Origin of the sequence: Stieleria marina, assembly GCA_007741555.1 — a bacterium.
Taxonomy (GTDB): Bacteria; Planctomycetota; Planctomycetia; order Pirellulales; family Pirellulaceae; genus K23-9.
This window is the reverse complement of the sequence record CP036526.1, coordinates 619,171-637,730: the sequence shown is the minus strand read 5'-3', so window position 1 is coordinate 637,730 and position 18,560 is coordinate 619,171. Positions and strand designations below refer to the sequence as shown.

At 54.5% G+C, this 18,560-nt stretch carries 14 protein-coding genes; 5 read left to right on the top strand and 9 right to left on the bottom strand.

The window, feature by feature from the left end:
* Nucleotides 1-3 precede the first annotated feature (3 nt).
* The 9 genes from K239x_RS02295 to K239x_RS02255 all read right to left on the bottom strand — a co-directional run bounded on the left by K239x_RS02295 (nucleotide 4) and on the right by K239x_RS02255 (nucleotide 8,474).
* A complete protein-coding gene (locus K239x_RS02295) occupies nucleotides 4-1,341 on the bottom strand; it encodes a FliG C-terminal domain-containing protein (protein ID WP_145416067.1) in 1,338 nt (445 codons plus the stop codon).
* A 99-nt stretch (nucleotides 1,342-1,440) separates the two neighbouring features.
* Nucleotides 1,441-3,078 carry a hypothetical protein gene (locus K239x_RS02290; protein ID WP_145416066.1) on the bottom strand — a complete coding sequence of 546 codons (1,638 nt, stop codon included), beginning with the start codon at nucleotides 3,076-3,078 and terminating at the stop codon, nucleotides 1,441-1,443.
* A 49-nt stretch (nucleotides 3,079-3,127) separates the two neighbouring features.
* A complete protein-coding gene (locus K239x_RS02285) occupies nucleotides 3,128-3,550 on the bottom strand; it encodes an ATPase (RefSeq protein ID WP_145416065.1) in 423 nt (140 codons plus the stop codon).
* A gap of 280 nt (nucleotides 3,551-3,830) precedes the next feature.
* Complete coding sequence (locus tag K239x_RS02280; RefSeq protein WP_145416064.1) at nucleotides 3,831-5,264, bottom strand: PD40 domain-containing protein; 1,434 nt, start codon at nucleotides 5,262-5,264, stop codon at nucleotides 3,831-3,833.
* Complete coding sequence (locus K239x_RS02275) at nucleotides 5,248-5,850, bottom strand: WD40 repeat domain-containing protein (protein ID WP_145416063.1); 603 nt, start codon at nucleotides 5,848-5,850, stop codon at nucleotides 5,248-5,250. The genes K239x_RS02280 and K239x_RS02275 overlap by 17 nt, the downstream gene beginning before the upstream one ends.
* 58 nt (nucleotides 5,851-5,908) lie before the next feature.
* Entirely contained in the window at nucleotides 5,909-6,652 is a 744-nt protein-coding gene (locus K239x_RS02270; RefSeq protein WP_145416062.1) for a 2-phosphosulfolactate phosphatase, read from the bottom strand.
* 204 nt (nucleotides 6,653-6,856) lie between these two features.
* Entirely contained in the window at nucleotides 6,857-7,216 is a 360-nt protein-coding gene (locus tag K239x_RS02265) for a hypothetical protein (protein WP_145416061.1), read from the bottom strand.
* 66 nt (nucleotides 7,217-7,282) lie between these two features.
* On the bottom strand, nucleotides 7,283-7,510 hold the full coding sequence (locus K239x_RS02260; RefSeq protein ID WP_419189579.1) for a CPXCG motif-containing cysteine-rich protein: 228 nt from the start codon (nucleotides 7,508-7,510) through the stop codon (nucleotides 7,283-7,285).
* On the bottom strand, nucleotides 7,503-8,474 hold the full coding sequence (locus tag K239x_RS02255) for an MDR/zinc-dependent alcohol dehydrogenase-like family protein (RefSeq protein WP_145416059.1): 972 nt from the start codon (nucleotides 8,472-8,474) through the stop codon (nucleotides 7,503-7,505). Before K239x_RS02255 ends, K239x_RS02260 begins: the two co-directional genes overlap by 8 nt.
* Nucleotides 8,475-8,687: 213 nt before the next feature.
* Here K239x_RS02255 and K239x_RS02250 point away from each other — a divergent pair, with 213 nt between their 5' ends.
* The 5 genes from K239x_RS02250 to K239x_RS02230 all read left to right on the top strand — a co-directional run bounded on the left by K239x_RS02250 (nucleotide 8,688) and on the right by K239x_RS02230 (nucleotide 18,412).
* Nucleotides 8,688-11,255 (top strand): serine/threonine-protein kinase, encoded by a 2,568-nt coding sequence (locus K239x_RS02250; RefSeq protein ID WP_145416058.1) that lies wholly within the window; start codon nucleotides 8,688-8,690, stop codon nucleotides 11,253-11,255.
* 93 nt (nucleotides 11,256-11,348) lie between these two features.
* Nucleotides 11,349-14,498 carry a RecQ family ATP-dependent DNA helicase gene (locus K239x_RS02245; RefSeq protein ID WP_145416057.1) on the top strand — a complete coding sequence of 1,050 codons (3,150 nt, stop codon included), beginning with the start codon at nucleotides 11,349-11,351 and terminating at the stop codon, nucleotides 14,496-14,498.
* A 301-nt stretch (nucleotides 14,499-14,799) separates the two neighbouring features.
* Nucleotides 14,800-16,809 (top strand): ATP-dependent zinc metalloprotease FtsH, encoded by a 2,010-nt coding sequence (gene ftsH / locus K239x_RS02240; RefSeq protein WP_145416056.1) that lies wholly within the window; start codon nucleotides 14,800-14,802, stop codon nucleotides 16,807-16,809.
* A 137-nt stretch (nucleotides 16,810-16,946) separates the two neighbouring features.
* Nucleotides 16,947-18,095, top strand: a complete 1,149-nt coding sequence (rsgA, locus tag K239x_RS02235) for a ribosome small subunit-dependent GTPase A (protein WP_145416055.1) — start codon at nucleotides 16,947-16,949, stop codon at nucleotides 18,093-18,095.
* A 26-nt stretch (nucleotides 18,096-18,121) separates the two neighbouring features.
* The gene (locus K239x_RS02230) at nucleotides 18,122-18,412 is read left to right on the top strand and encodes a hypothetical protein (protein WP_145416054.1); all 291 of its coding nucleotides are present in this window, start codon (nucleotides 18,122-18,124) and stop codon (nucleotides 18,410-18,412) included.
* Nucleotides 18,413-18,560: the final 148 nt, after the last annotated feature.

Genomic DNA, 18,560 nt, shown 5'->3' with positions numbered 1-18,560 from the left:
TCGTTACGCTGCGCGGTAAGAAGCGGAAAAAGCGGGGTAGTCACCAGCATCCTGCGAATAGGCGCCGATCGAAACCATCGCCACTGCCTGTTTCGCTGCATCGATCTCGCGTAGCTGAAGCGGCCCGAGCGATTCGATGCCACGCCGGACATTACGGGCTTTGGACCGTGACAAAAGCGTGATCGCGGATTCGGCCGTTTGGTTTGGCAAACCGCAAAGCGTCAACAAGGCGTCGCGAGTCGATACTCGCCCAAGTGCATTGACCAGTTCCTGCGATGGCAATCCAATCAAATGCTGATGCGCCGCATCGACCAGAGTGGGGCCGGCCTCGCTGTCAGTGATTTGCTCCGATAGCGGTTCAACTGGTTCGGTGCTTAGCGAATGCGACTCGTCAAAGTCGCCGACGGAATGCGTGCCGTGCGCAATTTTCATTGCGACCGGTTCTGCGCGAAACGTATCGTCGTGTTGCGTCGACATCACAGGATGTGAATCATCCAGCTGCGTATTGATTGGCTGCGCTGGCCCCAATGGATTACTTGATGGCTGTGTTGCCTGCTGGGTTACATGCTGGGGTGATTCGATTGACGCTGACTTCGCGACAGGCATCTGCTCCATGATGGCCTTGAGTGCCAGTTTGCCACTGGTGTCGTGTTGCTGCCCAATCGTTTCTTGAAAGCGACTTTGCAGATGCTGGGCGACTTCGCAAGCCGTGCTGTCGGGGACATCGTTCAAGCGGCCAATGCGGCTGAGCGTTTGCTGCTGCAGCGATCCTTCTAGCTGAGGCAGAATATCGGCGGCCGTCTTGGGCGAGATCGACGACAGCACCAACGCGATCGTCTGCGGATGTTCGCCCGAAAGCAGCGTGACCATAGCGTCGATGGAGACGCTCTCTAGAAATTTGAAGTGCGATCGCTGCGATTTCGTGCCCGATTCGTCGCGGGGTAAAAACGCCGCCACTTGTTCGCCAAAGCGGTCCGATCGAGGCGTTGAATAGACTTCTGTGGGATCTGACTGTCCCAACACGATCTCATCTTGAACCCCAACCGCCGCTTGTGAATCAAACTCGACGGTGGCTTTCAATCCTGGCTGAATAGTCGTCATTCCCGACTTGAACGCTTGCAGGATTTCGCGTTGCTCGTCAGGGGCAACGGTATGCAAAGTCTCGATGGCTTGCTGGACGACATGCTGCGAATAGCCGTCGACTTTGCCGAGCAACAGGGACGCTGTCGGTGCTGGCAAACTGCTAAGCAAAATCGCAACCCGGCGCAGCGATTCTTCACGCTCGGCCAAAGTGGGCTGCGGTGGGGAGATTCGATCTTTCGTCGGCAGCGTTTCGACCATTCGCCTGTGTCTCTTTTCTTGCAGTCTGAACGATCGAACGAAGAACCATCGATCCGTGACTTGCTTATAGAAGAATCAGTGCGAAAGCCGGAAGACGAATCACGCCGCTTCGCCAATCCAATCTCGAATCACGTCGACTGCAGCATCAGGGTCTTGCTCGATCAGCGCCAGCAATTCGCGGTCGGATGTGCCCATGGGTTTGACAGGCGAATTGATCGGGGTTTGCGGTACCAAAGTCGGATAAGGACCATCTCCGGTGGCGGAAGAACCCGGATTTACTTGACCGGACAAGGGTCGATTGACGGATTCAATCGCTGGGGCATTTCCCAACGCTTTTAGTGCGATCATTAATCCCGCGAATCCCAATAACAGCAATGCGACCTGTTGCCAGTGGCCAGACAACCAAGACGTTGCGGTCGCCACCAGGTCATCTGTCTTGTCAGTTGGATTCAGTAAATCGGGAAAGTCATAGACATCGACCATCGAATCGCGTGGCTGCTGCGGCACCATCGAGACAAGCCACGGAGCAATCGCGGCTCGGATATTGGCCTGCGTTTGATGACGAAGCTGCTCCAATTGCGCCGCAGTCGCTGGCGGCGTGACCACTTCGCTTCGTTGGGCAACTTGGCTCCCGTAAAGTTGATCCCAGAGTCGCGAGTAATAGCTTTGCGGGAGACCAATCGAAACATTGACGCGAGCCAGCAAAGACTCCGTCGTCAAAACTGAATTTTCAATTGTATCTTGTCTCTGGGCGGGAGGTCCTGCCTGACTCCCTGGCGTGACGTTTTGGCGGAGACTGGTCGCGCGATTACTGCGAACCCGAGTGATGGCGTTCAATCTTTCTCGGCGATCCACGTCCGAATGACTTGGTGACGCATTGATTTCGGGCGGCGGCATCTGCTGTTGATCCGCGTGATGGCTGGACATTTCCACATAGGCGCTGACTCGAATTGGCCCGTAGTCGCCTAGTAATTCGCGAACCTGTTTTTCGATCTGCGACTGCTGGTCCAATCGATGCTGCTCAGCCGGAGTCTTCGCGACGACCGGCTGAGGAGAAGATGATGGCGCGGCTTCATCAAAGCTACTGGCGTGAGTGTCAATTACGACCACATCATCTTCGTTCATCCCGGCGTAGGAACTACCAATAAACTTTTTGATGTCGACAATTCGCTGAGCGGTGAGCGGACGTCCGGCTTCGGGAAGCACCATCACACTGGCGGTCTGCTGCCGATCACGCCCCAGTCCTTCGCGCTCGCCGATGTCATAATCGACACTGGCCCAACGAATCTCTGGAAAGGCGGTTAACTTGTTGCCAAGGTCTTGTTCCTTCGCGTGCATTTCGCGAGCAAGACGCTGGCTACTGGATTCAAAGATGGTTGTTTTTTCGATCGCGTCTTGCACACTGCTGCGAATGGACACCGGCAGCGAAGCAGCATTTGACAGCGCGGCCAGATACTCGCTGCGTGATTCGATCGGGATGCTGATGCGCCTGCCTTCACGCTTCCAAGCATTCAGCCCTGCATGGCTAAACGACATCTCGACACTATCAAGTTCTTGTTCGCTGAGTGAACGACCGCCAAATAGCATCTCCGAATCGCTGCGATGGTCACTGCGTACCATGAACCCAAATCCCACCAGCACCAAAATCGCCAGCAGCCCTGTCGTAATGCGCGACGACATCGGCATCGCCGAAAACGTGCTTTGAAACTGATCAGAAAACTGGCGAACGACACTCATTCAGCGCGAAACAATCGTTGGGGAGGGAGGAACCGGGATAACTTCGACGCTAAGCAGCGATTCGACCGGACTGGCCGTGACGTCCAAAGAAAATGGTTACCGCCGCACCACCTTGTGGCACATTTTGCCAACGCAGTTCCGCGCCGATCGCAGCTGCCGACATCGGCAATGAACAAGGTCGATCGTCGACATCCGACCCACTATCCGCCAACTCCATTTCGATTCCCGTCGCCGTCTCGCACGCCAAAATCATCAGGTCGCCGCCATCCGACATCTGGGCCAAGGACTGTTGCACCAACGTCCGGAGCAGTTCGGCCGTTCGCTGGGGATCGGCGGGAACAGGTAGCGTTGTGGGAACATCCAGTTCCAAACACACTGCTGCTTGGTGCTGAATCAACAGCGGCGCAATGACGGTTTCGACCAGGACTGCCAGGCAGCTACAGGACTCAGGATCAATCCATTGATTCGACATAACGGTCCGCCAATGAAGCTAAAGGAATACAACGAAAACTTTTTCGAAGAAAACGTGAGCTTTGGCTGATAACGATTAAAGTCGGCCGCTCGCAAGGGGAATTGGGCCAAAGATCCTTTGCTGTCAACTCATTTACGATGCAGCCAGCAGTCCGCCGCCGAGCGAAGTTGCTGCGTGACGCCCTCTTCCCTGGACGCAGCAGCAAAACGGCCGCTGCCAACGACAACACGTCGGGGACTGTGTGACAGTGTTTGCCCAACGAAACTTACTGCGACGAGACTTACTGCGACGAAGTGCGCGGTGGATGATCGCTCGCAACAGGCAATTCGTTTAACGCTGTTTCGGCGCGCAGCTTGTCCAAGCCTGTCAATTTTCCAATTGCTCTTTGATACCAATAACGGGCTGCGGCGTTGGCCCCTTGTTTGGCTGTCCCGTCGGGCTGTTTTGACGCGTAATCTTTCCACCGCGAAGCCAGATCGAGCCATGACTGCGGCTTGTCGTCGACTGCTAAGTCAGACTGCGTTAGGTCTTTCAACTCAGGATCTTTGGCTTTGGACAAATGCACTAAGCCCGCCTCCCATTTGCCACGTGCAAAACATCGGTAACTACCCCAAGTCTGATGTGCCGCTGGATCCGGGGGAATTTGGTCAATCAATTTCTGTGCTGCGACTGCTTTGCGAAACTCAGGCAAAATGGAATCAATCTGTTTCCCCTTGTCTCGGCGACGTCGAAGACTGGTTCGATCAAGTGGCGACCATTCGATGGCCAAATCGTAAAACGCCGATGCGTAGTCGATTTCCTCCGTCGCGATCGCCTCGTCACCCAAATCTTCCGCCAACGCCGCCAACTGCAACTTGGCATCCGAAGCCAAAGGCCGTGTGCGTGCGTCGTACAGCAACCGCCCGGCGACACGCAGACGATCAAACTGATACCGCTGCGTCAATTCATCCAATGCTCGTCGAATCTCACCCGCTTTGCCCAAGCGTCCCGCCAACCGTGCTGCGGTCGTCAACATCGCGTAATGAACCGTGGTGTCCTTTTCCTCGGCCACCAGATTGAGCAACCGATTGGGAAGACCATCGTCGATTGGTCCGTCATCAGCAATCTGCAGCAACTGCTTGATTTCATTTTTCGCTTTCTTCACGACCTCTTCGGTGGGTATTTCAATTAAGGCGGGGACTTTGGGAATTTCGCGAGGCGCGTCATCCGTTGTCATCGTCGCACTGGGTTTTGGCGGCGTACTTGCTGCGACGGCAGGCTTGCTATTTTCTGGCGTAGCGATCGCAGGGAAATTCCACATCGAAACCTGACCGCGTTCGTCACCTGCGTGCCCCAGCAATAAACTATGCTTGCCGGAGCGGCTCGTCCAAGCCATTCCAGCGCCGCCGAATGGGACGACATCTTTCAGCGTCGTAACCGCGCCCGTTTCTATATCAATGATGCGTGGCGACCGACGCCAACCGTGACTGATTACCCGTCGGTCATCAACAAACTGCAGATCATTCGAGCAGGTGAAGTCGGCCGCATATTGATTCATGACTTTGCCACGACTGGGATCAACAATCATCAACGTCCCATCACCGCCCGTCGGCGTGTAGGCAAGACGCTTGCCATCGGGAGAAAAAACAACAGCAGCGTGCATCCCGCTGCCCGGTGTGGTTGTCAATTCGCGTAGCAATTTCAAATCGGGATACGAACTAATTTGCAAGAACACCGTCGCGTCGTCCAATCAATGCCAACCGCTTCCCATCGCGGGACAAATCCATTCCTACGATGCGTTTGAATCCCGTGTCGGTCTCTGCGATCAACTTGCCCGACGGAATTCCCCAACGACGAATTTCCGCCTGCCCATCGCTACTGATACATTCTTGGTTATTGGGATGACAACAAACGTGCCAATCCCATGACGGCTTGGAACCCTGCCCCAACATTTTGCCGGTCATCGGATCCCAAATGCGCAGCATGCTGCGAAACGAGAGCGTCACCAAAAATCGCGAATCTGACGTGAATGCCGGGTCGGAATTGCTCCCATCTTGTCCGATATCCAGTGCAAAACGTGGCTGCAACGTCTGTGCGTCCAACAACTGCGCGCCGCCTGGCACGCCTTTGTCGGATCGCCAACCCACACAAATCAGTTTGCCACCAGGAGCAACCCGAATCGTTTCGACGTCGCCTGGAAAAACTGACAACCGCATCTGTTTTTGCAATGGCAACTGTGCAGTGGTGGCGACATCTTGGCCGGATGCAAACGTGGCCATCAACAATGCGGAACACAGCAACGCCGTTCTTGTAAAACACATAGGGCACCCAAAAAACTGGATCAACAATTTTGTCAGGAAACAGGATATCACACCGCCGTCACAGGATGCCAAACGTATTGGGCGTCGTCGCGACTCGCTCTGGTACGACGTCAAACAGATCGATCGCAGCACAGCGAGCCAAGTCAGCTTCGTAGCCCACGTCAATCAGATTGCGGCCACCTTGAGATTCCGCCAAACGCTGGGTGAGCCGCTCGTTTTGGTCAGACCCCCCCTCCCCCATCCAAGCCGTCCAAAGCTCTCGGGCAAGAATCGCATCGTCGCCAACCAACTCCAAATTGACTTCACTGAATAACCGGTCAACGATCGCGCCGGCCAATAAGACGTCTTCGGCAGTGATTTCGCCGTTGGTTCCCGCACAAACCAGATGGACCGAGTCAGCATCACGGAGCCTGACCAACACAGCCGACAAATTCAAAAAGCTGGCCGCCACCATGGCTCGCGCATTTTGTGCTGCCGCGATCGCAAAGGTTCCGTTGGTAGTCGTCAGAATCAGCGACCGATATTGGACCACATCGCTGCTGTACTCGGCCGGTGAATTTCCCAAATCGAAACCGTCAATCGGCTTGCAATGCCGCTCACCACAAAGCAAAACATCCGCGTCGTGCGTCTGAGCCAATTCGCGTGCTTCATCGACGCTCTGACAAGTCAAAAACTCTTTCGCTCCGTTTGCCAGTGCCGTCGTCATCACCGACGTTGCGCGAAGCACATCAATCACGACTGCGACGTCGGTTGTCGAAAGTACGGGCCGAATCGAAGGCAGCAGAGAGACAGTGAGTTGCATTTTGACGAGGTGCTGTAGAAGACCGAACGTGATACCAATGTTCGCTCATCATAGCCAAGTAGGTTCTCCCTGCATGGTCCACTGGTGGGTGTGACAAACTGAAAATCAAATCACAACCATAGAAGCCGCCATCCATCCCGCCAGGCTGATTTGCTCATCAGTTGGACTGGATCGATGGCGACTTTTTCAAGCAGCGAACATCGCCTAAATATTTTCCAGCAAGAAGCCAAGCTCGTGTGGCATTAGAAACTGGTTGTTCAAACCGGAGACTTCCAGCAGAAAGCCGAGGTCGTTTTGACTGGTCCCTTTTGTGTTGACTCGAATGCTACTGACTTCCAGCAAGAAACCCAAATATTCGCTGATGATCGAATCGGTGTTTACACGGATGTTGTTCTGTGTGGCCTTCTTGCCATTACCGGCCGAAGCGTCTTGACTTGAGATACTGACTGCGGCGACAGCGACGATTGCAAGGTGATTTTCAAGAGAGTTTTCATCGTTTGTTTTCCAGTCGCTTGGTTGTTTGGCTCGGTAAAAGGCAGTCCATGCTGCCTCGCTACCTACCAAGCGAAGACCTCGCTGGAGTGTTACACGAATTTCTTGAAAGAGCCGTTTCCCGCGTTTTACGCCGTCCTAATTGCGATCCTGCTCCGGCTCGGCCCAAACACGGACTTCGTCATCAAGCCAATCAACGTGAATCAGACTTGGGTTGCAGCAAACCGGACAGTCCTCGACGTAGGACTGGCTGCGGCCGGCAGCCGGGTCCAACGGGATCACGATTTCTTCGCCGCACGAGTCGCAGATATACGAACCATCGTTGTCCAACGATTCGGTCTGCCCATCAAGCTGGTCATCATCCATGAGATTCTCCAGAGTTAGAAATTTCAAAAACCACTTTAAACGCATCGCCCTGCTTGGCAGACTCGAAGGCCGCCAGTGCGTTGCGTAGCTGAAAACGGTGCGTGATCAACGAGTCAAGTTGGACGTTGCCGTTTTCGATTGCCGCGATCGCTTGATCGAATGGGCCGCAGCGCGAACCGACCAAGTTGATTTCATTGATGACGATCGGAGCAAGCGATACGTCATGGCTGGCTGCGACGGTGGTTTTCATCACAATCGTTCCGCGCGGACGAACCAACTGCATCGCCAACGGCAATCCACTTGGCGATCCCGTGCAATCGACAACGACATCAAATGATTCGGGAGCGACTTCGGCACCAAGTCTGACTGTCTGCGCCCCCAGTGCATTGAAACGATCGAGCTTGCCGGAGTGTTTGCCAACGACAGTCAGCGGTGCGCCCGTCAGTTTTAGAACAATGGCACACATAAACGCCAAACGTCCGTCCCCTAAAATCAGTAGTCGCTGATCGTCAGTGATCTTCACTTGGTCAGTGATCTGAAAAGCCGCAGCGAGCGGTTCGACGAACACCGCTTCGTCATCTGACACATTGTCGTGGACTTGATGCAGGTTCTTTTCAGGCACGGCGATTGTTTGCGCAAACGCGCCATCATGTCCAAAGATGCCGACGACGCTGCGATTGGCACAGTGATTTCCCAAGCCTGCCTTACAACGATCGCAGTTGCGGCAATTGCAATTGATTTCGCCAACAACCCGCTGGCCGCTGAATTTCCCCGATTGCGCAAAGCCGACGAATTCATGCCCCAAAATCCCTGTGAAGTCCATGTAGCCAGCGACAAGCTGCAAATCCGTTTCGCAAATGCCGGCCTGCGTGACGCGAACAAGAACTTCATCGGGTTTGGTTGTTGGGGCGGGCACATTGTCTTCAAAGACAAGTTTGCCAGAGCGGATTGCGATAGCTTGCATGAGTTACAAAGAAAGTGAGGAGTCATTCGAATCGGCGCGTCGCCATCCCGCAGCATCCGCTGATCAATCTGAATCGCGATCGTAACCGACAGTCGGCTAGGGAAAAAGCTATGTCGCGACGTTCGCCCGCGATGTCCGTGCATCGAGCTTCGATTATGATGACCGTTGTTCATTGCGTTCCCATCCTCCACCTGCCTTTCGAGTGATCAAAACATGACGGGCGAAACAGGATCGGGTGAATCGAATCCAGAACGCCGTGGGAACGAGCTTCCGACCACCGCTTTTGATTCTGACGATCTACGCGCCGATGACAATCTGGACGCGACCATTGCTGCGGATATGTCTGTTGGCTGCGAATCGGATTCGCTAGGTGATGCGTCCAATCGATCGTCAAAACTGCCGCAACTGGATGGCTATGAATTGCTGGAAGAGTTGGGTCGCGGCGGGATGGGCGTCGTCTATCGAGCTCGACACGAAAAACTTGATCGTATCGTAGCGATCAAAATGATCTTGGCCGGCCAGTTCGCTTCGGCGGATAGCATTGCTCGGTTTGAGCTGGAAGCAGAAACCGCAGCGAGGTTGGATCATCCTGGGATCGTTCCGATTTATGAAACGGGCCAGTCCGGTGATCATCACTTTTTTTCGATGAAGTTGATTGATGGCAGCCCATTGTCGGCATTGCTTGACCAGTTCCAGCCCGATCAACGCAAGTCCGCCGAATTGATGATCAAGATTGCCCAGGCGGTCCAGCACGCGCACCAGCGCGGCGTCCTGCATCGCGATCTGAAACCTGCCAACGTGTTGATTGATCCTGACGGACAACCACTGCTGACCGACTTGGGACTGGCCAAACAGTTGGACAACGATTCGGCAATCACGCAAACGGGGCTCGTTCTCGGTTCGCCCGGATTCATGTCACCCGAACAAGCGGCCGGCAAGGCTGACGTGACGGTCGCTGCAGATGTCTACGCAATGGGTGCGATTTTGTACTGGATGGTGGCCGGTCGTGCCCCTATCACAGGTGAAAACGCGTTCGATGTTGTCCGGCGAACCATTGAACATGAGCCGGAGAGTATGCGGGAAATCCGGTCCGATGCTGATCGCGACCTGAATTTGATTTGCCTGAAGGCTTTACAGAAAGCGCCGGACCAGCGGTACGCATCGGCCGACGATTTTGCCACCGACCTGCAAGCCTGGCTTGATGGCGAACCGTTAAGCGTCAAACCGCCAACCCTGTTTACGTCGACGCGCCGCTGGGTTCAGAAAAATTTTCGCGGTGTTGCTGTGGGTGTTGGAACGGGAACGATTTGCGGACTGTGGATGGGACTGACGATCCTGTTGCAAATCGCCGAGCAGCAATTCGACACAGCCAGTTCGTTGCACGAACAGCTTGAAGCTGCGGATCCACCATGGATTACCGAAGCGTTCGCTTGGGTTAAAAAGGTTCCCGCCGGGCTGGGCGATAGCTTGGTGCCGTGGATCACCGTCGTGACAGCGATTTGTGGCATCGCAACGATTGGCCTGAGCAAACCGAAACGAGGCGAATCCGGCGCCGCCCCAGCGCTCACCGCCACCCTATTGTCCGGGATACTGGCCTTCGTCATCAGTTGGGCTTGGGCTCCGATTGCGAATCGCGCCGAACAAGCCAGTGAACAAGATTTGCAATTGCTTTCGGACTATGTCTTCCTTCATCCCGACGATCGGCACCTGGCCGAAGAAGTCCTGTTTCAGCGTTATCCCGGTTTGCCAAAGGCCAATTCCTGGCAGCGTAGTGAGCTGATGCAATCGAAAATTGTCAGTGATCAGATCAGCAGCATTCCTGCGGCACTTTGGACCGGACTGATCGTCACAGCTTTTATCGCCGCGCTTCCAATATTTGCCAGCAGCCTTTTTGCGGGATTGGTTTGGCACCGCGAACATCGTGGTTGGAAGTTTTTCTGGCGATCGCTTGAAGTTGCGTTTTATGCATCAACGTTAATGTTCTTAATGAGTCGTTCGTTTGGCGACTTTACCGGCGCCGCGCCGGCCTGGCATTTTCAGTTGATCTCAGCCGTTGTGATCTCTGCGGCGATCGGCGTTGCACTCAAACGCAAATCGCTTTGGTTGCGAATTCCACTATTCCTAGCGGTGTTTGTGACGTCTGCCATCAACGTGAGTGATACTGGAAAAGTCACTCGTTCAAGATGGATCGCCCAGAATGCGAAGACCGACGCGGAACTTGCCAAGGCGTTGCCCTATCTGGAGCGGCACCTGGATCACTCACGAGACCGCGAAAGTCGATTTAGGCTTGCCACGGTCTATGCTCGTCTTGGCGAAGAGAAAAAATACAAAAAGCAGTGCAAGACCTTGCTGGAAAACGGCAACTTCTATCGCCGTGCCGTCGCCGAACAAGCTGCTAAAGTCGTTCTGCTAAAACCTGATTTACACGACGACTTGAGCCAGGCTCACTTGCTTGCCCAGTGGACTTCGCAGCAACGTGCCTACAATAGCTGGGACTATCTGTGTCGAACGCTATCGGAGTATCGGCAGGGAAATTTCGACGACACGATTTCGTGGGCGGAGAAAAGTCGCAAAACGGCGATCAGTCAAAATGCTTGGCAACGAGAGACGGTGATCGCGACGGCGCATCTTTTGGAATCGCTGGCCTATCAATCGCAAGGCAATGATCAGCAGTCAAAGCAGTCGCTCCAGCTCGCCAACGAGAACTTCGACCGCGAATCAGAAGTCTCCTTTGAAGCAAAACTAACGTACCAGATTCTCAAGGACGAGTTGGCAAAGTAGCGTAAAACGCCGTGGCTATTTTGATTGCGACGGGGCGTTATAATCGCCACGTCAAGTTCGCTCGCCCGCTCAATCCAGGTATTTTCCGCAGTTATGACTTTGGATCCAAAATCATTACTCCCGCGGTTTGGCCTGACGGACTTTCGTCCCGGTCAACAGGATGTGGTCGATGCATTGTCCGCCGGCAAGGACGTCATGTGCGTGATGCCGACCGGCGGCGGCAAGAGCCTGTGCTACCAGCTGCCCAGTTTGGCACGCGAAGGCACCACGATCGTCGTCTCGCCGCTCATTGCATTGATGAAGGATCAAGTGGATTCGCTACGAGAGCTTGGCATCAATGCCAAGCTGATCAACAGTTCGCTAAGCGGCAGCGAGCAACAAGAGGTAATGAACGAAACGGCTCGCGGCGGCATCGACCTTTTGTATGTCGCGCCAGAGCGGCTGCGAAACAGTCGTTTTCTGGATTCTATCTCGAATGCCAAGATCAGCTTACTGGCCATCGACGAAGCCCACTGTGTCAGCGAATGGGGACACGACTTCAGGCCCGATTACGCAAGACTAGGCAAGTTTCGCGAAAAGTATTTGAGCGGCGTGCAAACCATCGCGCTCACCGCCACCGCGACGCCGCTGGTTCGCGATGATGTTTGTGGGTTGCTGGCTTTGAAATCACCCAGCGTTTTTGTAACGGGTTTTGCGCGAACAAATTTGCATTTCAGCGTTTCACACAGCAAGAGTGACCGCAGCAAAGATGAACAGTTGCTCGGCTTCCTAAAACAACAAGACGGCGCCGGCATCATTTACGCTTCGACACGCAAACGGTGCGAGGAACTCGCGGACTGGTTGCCCGAAAAAGCGAAACGCAGTATCGGCATGTATCACGGTGGCATGGATCCATCGGCGCGCAAACGTGTCCAAGAAGCGTTCATGTCAGGCAAGCTGTCAGCCATTATTGCAACCAACGCGTTTGGAATGGGAATCGACAAATCCGACATTCGGTTTGTGGTTCATTACAACATGCCTGGCAGTTTGGAAGCGTACTACCAAGAAGCTGGCCGCGCGGGACGTGATTCCAAAGAAAGCGATTGTCTGCTGCTGTTTGCTTACAGCGATCGCTACGTGCAAGAGTTCTTTATCGAAAATCGGTATCCCTCCAAAGACACCATTCGCAAGGTCTATCACTATCTGCAGTCGCGAACCGAGGATCCGATTGAATTGACGTTGGACCAAATTCGCGACGCGATCAACGTCAAAGACAGCAGCGAATCCATCGGCGCGGCGCAGGCCGTCTTAGCGAAAGCGGGTGTTCTAAAGCGGCTCGATAGCGCATCGAATAATGCAATTGTCCGCATCGATAGCGACGTGCCGACATTGCAGGACTTTCTTCCTAAAGAAGCCAAGATTCGCAGCCGCGTGATCAGAGCGGTCGAAAAAGTCATTGGCAAACGTCGCGGGGAAGATGTGTACGTCAGTCTAAAACGGCTGATGGACTTGGCCGAAGTCGACCGAACGCAGTTGGCACGGACGATGCGAGAGTTATCCAAACTGCGAGCGTTTGACTACGTACCGCCGTTCCGCGGTCGCGCCGTCCATTTGATTCAACGCGATGTCCCATTTGAAAAGCTGGACATCGACTTCAAGGATCTGAATCGTCGCAAAGCCGCCGAGCACGAAAAGCTGGAAGCGGTGATCAGTTTTGCCAGAACCAATGGTTGTCGGCAACGAGTGATCCTGGACTACTTCGGCGATCCCAACTCATCGGACTGCGGCAAATGCGATCACTGCGAACCCGCTGGTGCGGCGAAAGCGAAGGCCGGCAATCAAGTTTCGCTCAGTAGCGATTTGAAAGGCGTCGACGCTACGGCATTGCTATGCGGAATCCGTGTCGTACTGAGCGGTGTCACTCGGATGCACGGGCGTTTTGGCAAAAACTTGGTCGCACAAATGTTGTGCGGATCCAAAAGCAAAAAGCTGCAGCAATGGAAACTGAATCGACTGAGCACCTACGGAATGCTGTCGGCTCTTCGGCAAAGCGAAGTCGTGACCGTGATGGATGCTTTGGCAGAATCGGGTTTGCTGGTGCAGCGCGAAGTCGACGAGCGGAGACCGACGATCCACATCACTGACTTTGGCAAAGAAGTCATGCACGCCCGAGAGCCGCTGCCACCGGCAGTGCATCTGACGCTTCCGATGGCCAAGCGGTTGGCGGTCGCAGCGAAAGGCCTGGAATCAGGCGACGTGCCCAGCGATGCAAACGGCAGTGATCCGTCGACAAGCAAGGATGACGACTCGGACTCTTCGCCGGAAAACGATCGGCAAGAATTGATTGCGATGGAGTTGGCTGATCGCCTGAAAAGTTGGCGGCGAAAGACAGCGGCCGCACTCGGCATTCCCGCTTTTCGTGTTCTGGGAAACGCAACACTTGATCGCGTGGTCGAAATGCTGCCACAGTCGAGCGGCGAACTAGAAGCGATCAGCGGCGTTGGCCCGGCGACGATGGAACAGTTCGGACACGATATCCTGGAGATGGTGCGCGAAGTCACCAGCAAGGAAAATCCGACTGGCAATGCTGACGAAGAAAACGATCGCGTCGAACTATCGGTCAACGAAACATCACAGCCGGAGTCAAACAACGATTCGCAGCTTGATCCCGATCCGGCAGCGGGCGAAACGCCAGCCAAAGTCATCGATGCGCTGTCGGCGATGATTGAAACGGTAGAAGCCGACAACCAATCCACCCAGAAAAAAGAGCTTCTGCTCGAAGGCGACGAACCGGCGACAAATTCGCATCCAGCGGATCCGCGACTGGAGGATCCGCGACCCGTGATCGAAGAGATCACATTGCGCAGCGACCCCGCTTCCACCGCCATCCCTGCTCCCCATATGAAGCCCACGTCCAAAGGACCAGCTCCCAAAGAGCGGGCTTCCGAGGAGCTGAATTCCAAAGCGTTGCCTTCCAAAGAAAATTCGCCACCCCAGCCGGTCGAAATCGAGCCGGATGGCTTAGCCGATCCTTCGTCGGGATCGGCGGTGGCGGACACTGGCTTGCAGCCGAGCGATCCACCTCCGCCAGATGTTGTCCCGGACTGCTACTGGACGTGGCGACTGTTCAATGACGGATACTCGGCCGATCAAGTCATGCAAATTCGCTGCCGCAGCGTCGGTGCGATCATCCAGGATTTGGCCGAAGCCAAGGCGGCCGGCTACGAAATCCAACCCGATTGGCAACCAGCGATCGGCTGGTAAAGAGCGGATCGTCGCCAACTCGCTAAAGTGTCCGAGCCATTCGATTGGGTGCGACAATTCGTGATGAGGGACGTTTTATGTCGGTTAGTCACTACTGGTGATTACAGGTACAATTGGCGGTTTCCCGACGGCTAGAGTCTTCGAGGACTTCCGCCCTGAAGAATAAAAACGCTGTATTGCCCGTCTGACAGACGATTGGCGATACAACACTCCTCACAAACTGCCGCAAGCCTTCTCGACGGACACGGCTTGCAAGTTCACTCGGGTGTATTGATGCACCCAAACGCTCGAAAGACAATCAATGGAAAAGAAATCTGACGAATCTGGTTCAAACGAACCCGAGGTTCAGAATCGACGTGGCAGCAACTCGATCTTGATCGCATTGATCGTGGCTGGCTTGATCGCGATGCTGTTTTTCCGCAGCGAGCCTAGCGGCGATGTGATCAAAACCAGCTTCTTTAAAAACGAAGTCAAACTGGGAAACGTTGAGAGCGTCAGTTTCGGCGACCGGCAGTTGGTGGGCACCTTCAAAACCGCCCCCGATCGCCCCGCCAAAATAGAGAATGGCGTCGAAAAGATCGAAAAAGGCGACAACGGCGAACCGCTCAAACTGAGCGAAAAGTTTCGCGTGTACCTGGGCACCGACAAAGATTCCGTCTCGCGGCTAAAGATCGAACTGGAAGAAGCGAACGTTCCGTATGACGATTTGCCGCCCGATCAAACTCAAGCGATCATCAGCGCGATCGCGTTTATCGGTTTGCCTTTGGCGATCTTGTTCTTCCTGTTCATGATGATTCGTCGCACACGCAGCGACATCATGGGCGGCGGATTTTTGTCCGGGTTCAGCAAAAGCCCTGCCAAGAAGTTCGAGGCAAACGAAAAGATGGTCACGTTCGACGATGTCGCTGGTCTGGAAGGCGTCAAAGCAGATTTGCAAGAAATCGTCGACTACTTGAAGACTCCCGATAAGTTCCAAAAACTTGGTGGACGTGTCCCCAAAGGCGTCTTGCTAAACGGGCCTCCGGGAACCGGCAAAACTCTGTTGGCACGTGCAGTCGCTGGCGAAGCCGAAGTACCGTTCTTTTCGGTCAACGGTAGTGAATTCATTCAGATGTTTGTCGGTGTGGGTGCCAGTCGTGTTCGCGATCTATTCAAAACCGCCAAGGACCAGAGTCCATCGATCATCTTCATCGACGAAATCGATGCGGTCGGTCGACAACGTGGTGCGGGCTTGGGAGGCGGTCACGACGAACGCGAACAAACGCTCAATCAGATCCTCGGCGAAATGGATGGGTTTAGTCCCAGCCAAGCCGTGATCGTGGTTGCGGCAACCAACCGACCCGATGTACTGGACCCTGCCCTGCTCCGTCCCGGTCGTTTTGATCGTCACGTGACCGTGGGGCGCCCGACGTTGAAAGGCCGCGAAGCCATTTTCAAGGTTCACGTGCGTGACGTTCCTTTGGATGATGACGTCGATTTGCAGCGTTTGGCTGCGGGCACAATCGGTTTGACCGGTGCCGACATTCAGAACATGGTCAACGAAGCGGCACTTTGGGCAGCTCGCCAGGATAAAAAAGTCGTTTCAATGGACGACTTTGACACGGCCCGCGACAAAATCTTGATGGGCGCCAAACGCGAAGAAGTTCTGAAGGGCGAAGAGAAAGAAAAGACGGCTTATCACGAGGCCGGACACACGCTGACCGCTTGGCATTTGGATGGTGCACACATTGTTCACAAAGTCACGGTCGTGCCGCGAGGTCGAGCGTTGGGCGTGACGCAGTATGTGCCCAATGAGGACCGTCTGAGTATCAGCAAGCGAGAACTAGAGCATCAGTTGATCGTTCTGCTTGGAGGACGTGCCGCTGAAAAGATCATCTACAACGAAGTCTGCGTGGGAGCCGAGAACGACCTGGAGCGTGCCACCAGCATCGCAAGACGCATGGTCACGCACTGGGGAATGAGCCCCAAAATCGGTCCGGTTAGCTACAAAACCAGCGAAGAAGATCCGTTCCTAGGCCGCGAAATGCATCGTTCGCGTCAATTCAGCGAGCATACGCAGGAATTGATCGACGAAGAAGTCGGCCGGATCTTGTTGGAAGCCGATCAAAAAGCGGAGCAGTTGCTACGCGAACATCGGGCTGAGCTGGAGAAGATCACACGGGCGTTGATCGAAGAAGAAGAACTTGGCGAACAACAATTGACCGACCTGATTGGCAAATCCATTCAGGTTCGCAATCGTGAACGTGATGCCAAAGGCGAAGCGTCGGAGAAAAGTCCTGCCGTGACTCTCGATCCAAACCAAAACGTTTGAGCCTATGTGCATCGCGTCGAGATCAATCTTGGTGGCCGAACGATCTGCGTTCGGCTACCCGACGAACCCGATTGCGGATCGCAACACCCCGAATGCGGAGCGTGACACTTTGATCAATGCGATGAAACGGATTGGTCATGGCTAAAAAGAAACCTTCCAAGCAGCGAGCTGACTTTCGCAAGAAGCACCAAGGCCGCGTTCGCAAAGCTGATCTCACCAGACAGTTCAAATCAGGTGACCAAGACGATCTGGCTGACGCGATCCAAAGCGAACGAGTAAGCGGCAAAGGAGACCTCACGCGTCGACGGACGGTGACCGGCACAGAAGCGGCGAATGAAAAGCCAGACAGTGACACCGGTGACGACGTCAAATCGAAGGACTGCGAACTGCTTTCTGGCCGCGTGATCAGCGCTCATGGACTAAAAAGCCGCGTGCTTGGTGACGACAAAACGATGTACGAGTGCGCCATTCGGCAGGTCCTCAAGTCGCTGAACATTCAACAGCGCGGTGCAGTGGTCGCCGGCGACCGAGTGCGTTTTCGAGCCGAATCGCCCACCGATGGAATGATCGAGCAGATCGAACCACGGCGGGGGATCATCAGCCGGACAAGCCGCGGCCAACAACACATTTTGGTCGCCAATGTCGACTATTTGCTGATCGTCGCCAGCGCCGCTCAGCCATCACTCAAGCCAGTGCTTATCGATCGTTTTTTGCTAACGGCGGAGCAATGTGAACTGCGGCCAATCATTTTGATCAACAAGATTGACTTGGTCGATCCGATCGCCCTGCAGCCGCTGATCGGTGCGTACGCTTCGATGGGCTACCGAGTGTTACTGACATCTGCATCACAGGGAACAAACATCGACTTTCTGCGCGGCATACTTCGCGGCAACCAAACCGCCGTTGCTGGTCAAAGCGGTGTTGGCAAGAGCAGTTTGCTAAACGCAATCCAGCCAGGACTAGGGCTCGCTGTTCGTGAAGTCAGCCGAGACAACGACAAAGGGCGCCACACCACAACGGCGTCCAAACTGATTCCACTGGATGACGGCGGAGCAGTTTTTGATACGCCTGGCATTCGTCAGTTTCAACTCTGGGATATCACCGCAGAAGAAGTCGCTGGCTTGATGCCGGACCTGCGTCCGTATGTCAGCGGCTGCCGATATCCGAATTGCTTACATCTGAGTGAAGACGAATGCGCGGTTAAAAACGCTGTCGCGGACTCGCGAATCGATGCACGCCGCTACGATGCTTACTGTCATTTGTTAGAAAATGACTTGATGCTTTAGGCAACCGCTTACCCATCATGTACCCAATGAACCATTCTACAGAATCCGCCCCAGCTGCATCGAATCGTTGGATCGGATCGGCGATGTTGGTACTGGCAGCAGCCATCCTGGGCATGCTTTCTCTGGCCGCATTTTGCTATGCCTGGGGACTGAACTTTCAAGACGAAGGCTGGACTCAGCCCGATGGATCGTCGCCAATGGTCAACCGCCCTTGGCTGATCGCGTCAGCAGCCGGTGCCAGCCTAGCGACCCTGTTGTTTTGGATCGGCCTGGTGCAGCTGACTCGGCAGAACAAGCACATTGCTGAGATTGAATAATCACGCTGATCATCAAAATCGGATTTTCACTGCCGCTGAGACACACTTGACGGTCAAAACGATGATGCAGTGACCCACTACAGAGATGATTTCGTTGACCCGGTTTGGCACGAAAACTAGACTAAAGCTGTGATCTCCACTGATTGGG

Bases quoted from the DNA above. Each gene is read 5' to 3' on its own strand.
- K239x_RS02295 (WP_145416067.1), bottom strand. From the start codon at position 1,341: ATGGTCGAAACGCTGCCGACGAAAGATCGAATCTCCCCACCGCAGCCC.
- K239x_RS02290 (WP_145416066.1), bottom strand. From the start codon at position 3,078: ATGAGTGTCGTTCGCCAGTTTTCTGATCAGTTTCAAAGCACGTTTTCG.
- K239x_RS02285 (WP_145416065.1), bottom strand. From the start codon at position 3,550: ATGTCGAATCAATGGATTGATCCTGAGTCCTGTAGCTGCCTGGCAGTC.
- K239x_RS02275 (WP_145416063.1), bottom strand. From the start codon at position 5,850: ATGTGTTTTACAAGAACGGCGTTGCTGTGTTCCGCATTGTTGATGGCC.
- K239x_RS02270 (WP_145416062.1), bottom strand. From the start codon at position 6,652: ATGCAACTCACTGTCTCTCTGCTGCCTTCGATTCGGCCCGTACTTTCG.
- K239x_RS02260 (WP_419189579.1), bottom strand. From the start codon at position 7,510: ATGGATGATGACCAGCTTGATGGGCAGACCGAATCGTTGGACAACGAT.
- K239x_RS02255 (WP_145416059.1), bottom strand. From the start codon at position 8,474: ATGCAAGCTATCGCAATCCGCTCTGGCAAACTTGTCTTTGAAGACAAT.
- K239x_RS02250 (WP_145416058.1), top strand. From the start codon at position 8,688: ATGACGGGCGAAACAGGATCGGGTGAATCGAATCCAGAACGCCGTGGG.
- K239x_RS02245 (WP_145416057.1), top strand. From the start codon at position 11,349: ATGACTTTGGATCCAAAATCATTACTCCCGCGGTTTGGCCTGACGGAC.
- ftsH (WP_145416056.1), top strand. From the start codon at position 14,800: ATGGAAAAGAAATCTGACGAATCTGGTTCAAACGAACCCGAGGTTCAG.
- rsgA (WP_145416055.1), top strand. From the start codon at position 16,947: ATGGCTAAAAAGAAACCTTCCAAGCAGCGAGCTGACTTTCGCAAGAAG.
- K239x_RS02230 (WP_145416054.1), top strand. From the start codon at position 18,122: ATGAACCATTCTACAGAATCCGCCCCAGCTGCATCGAATCGTTGGATC.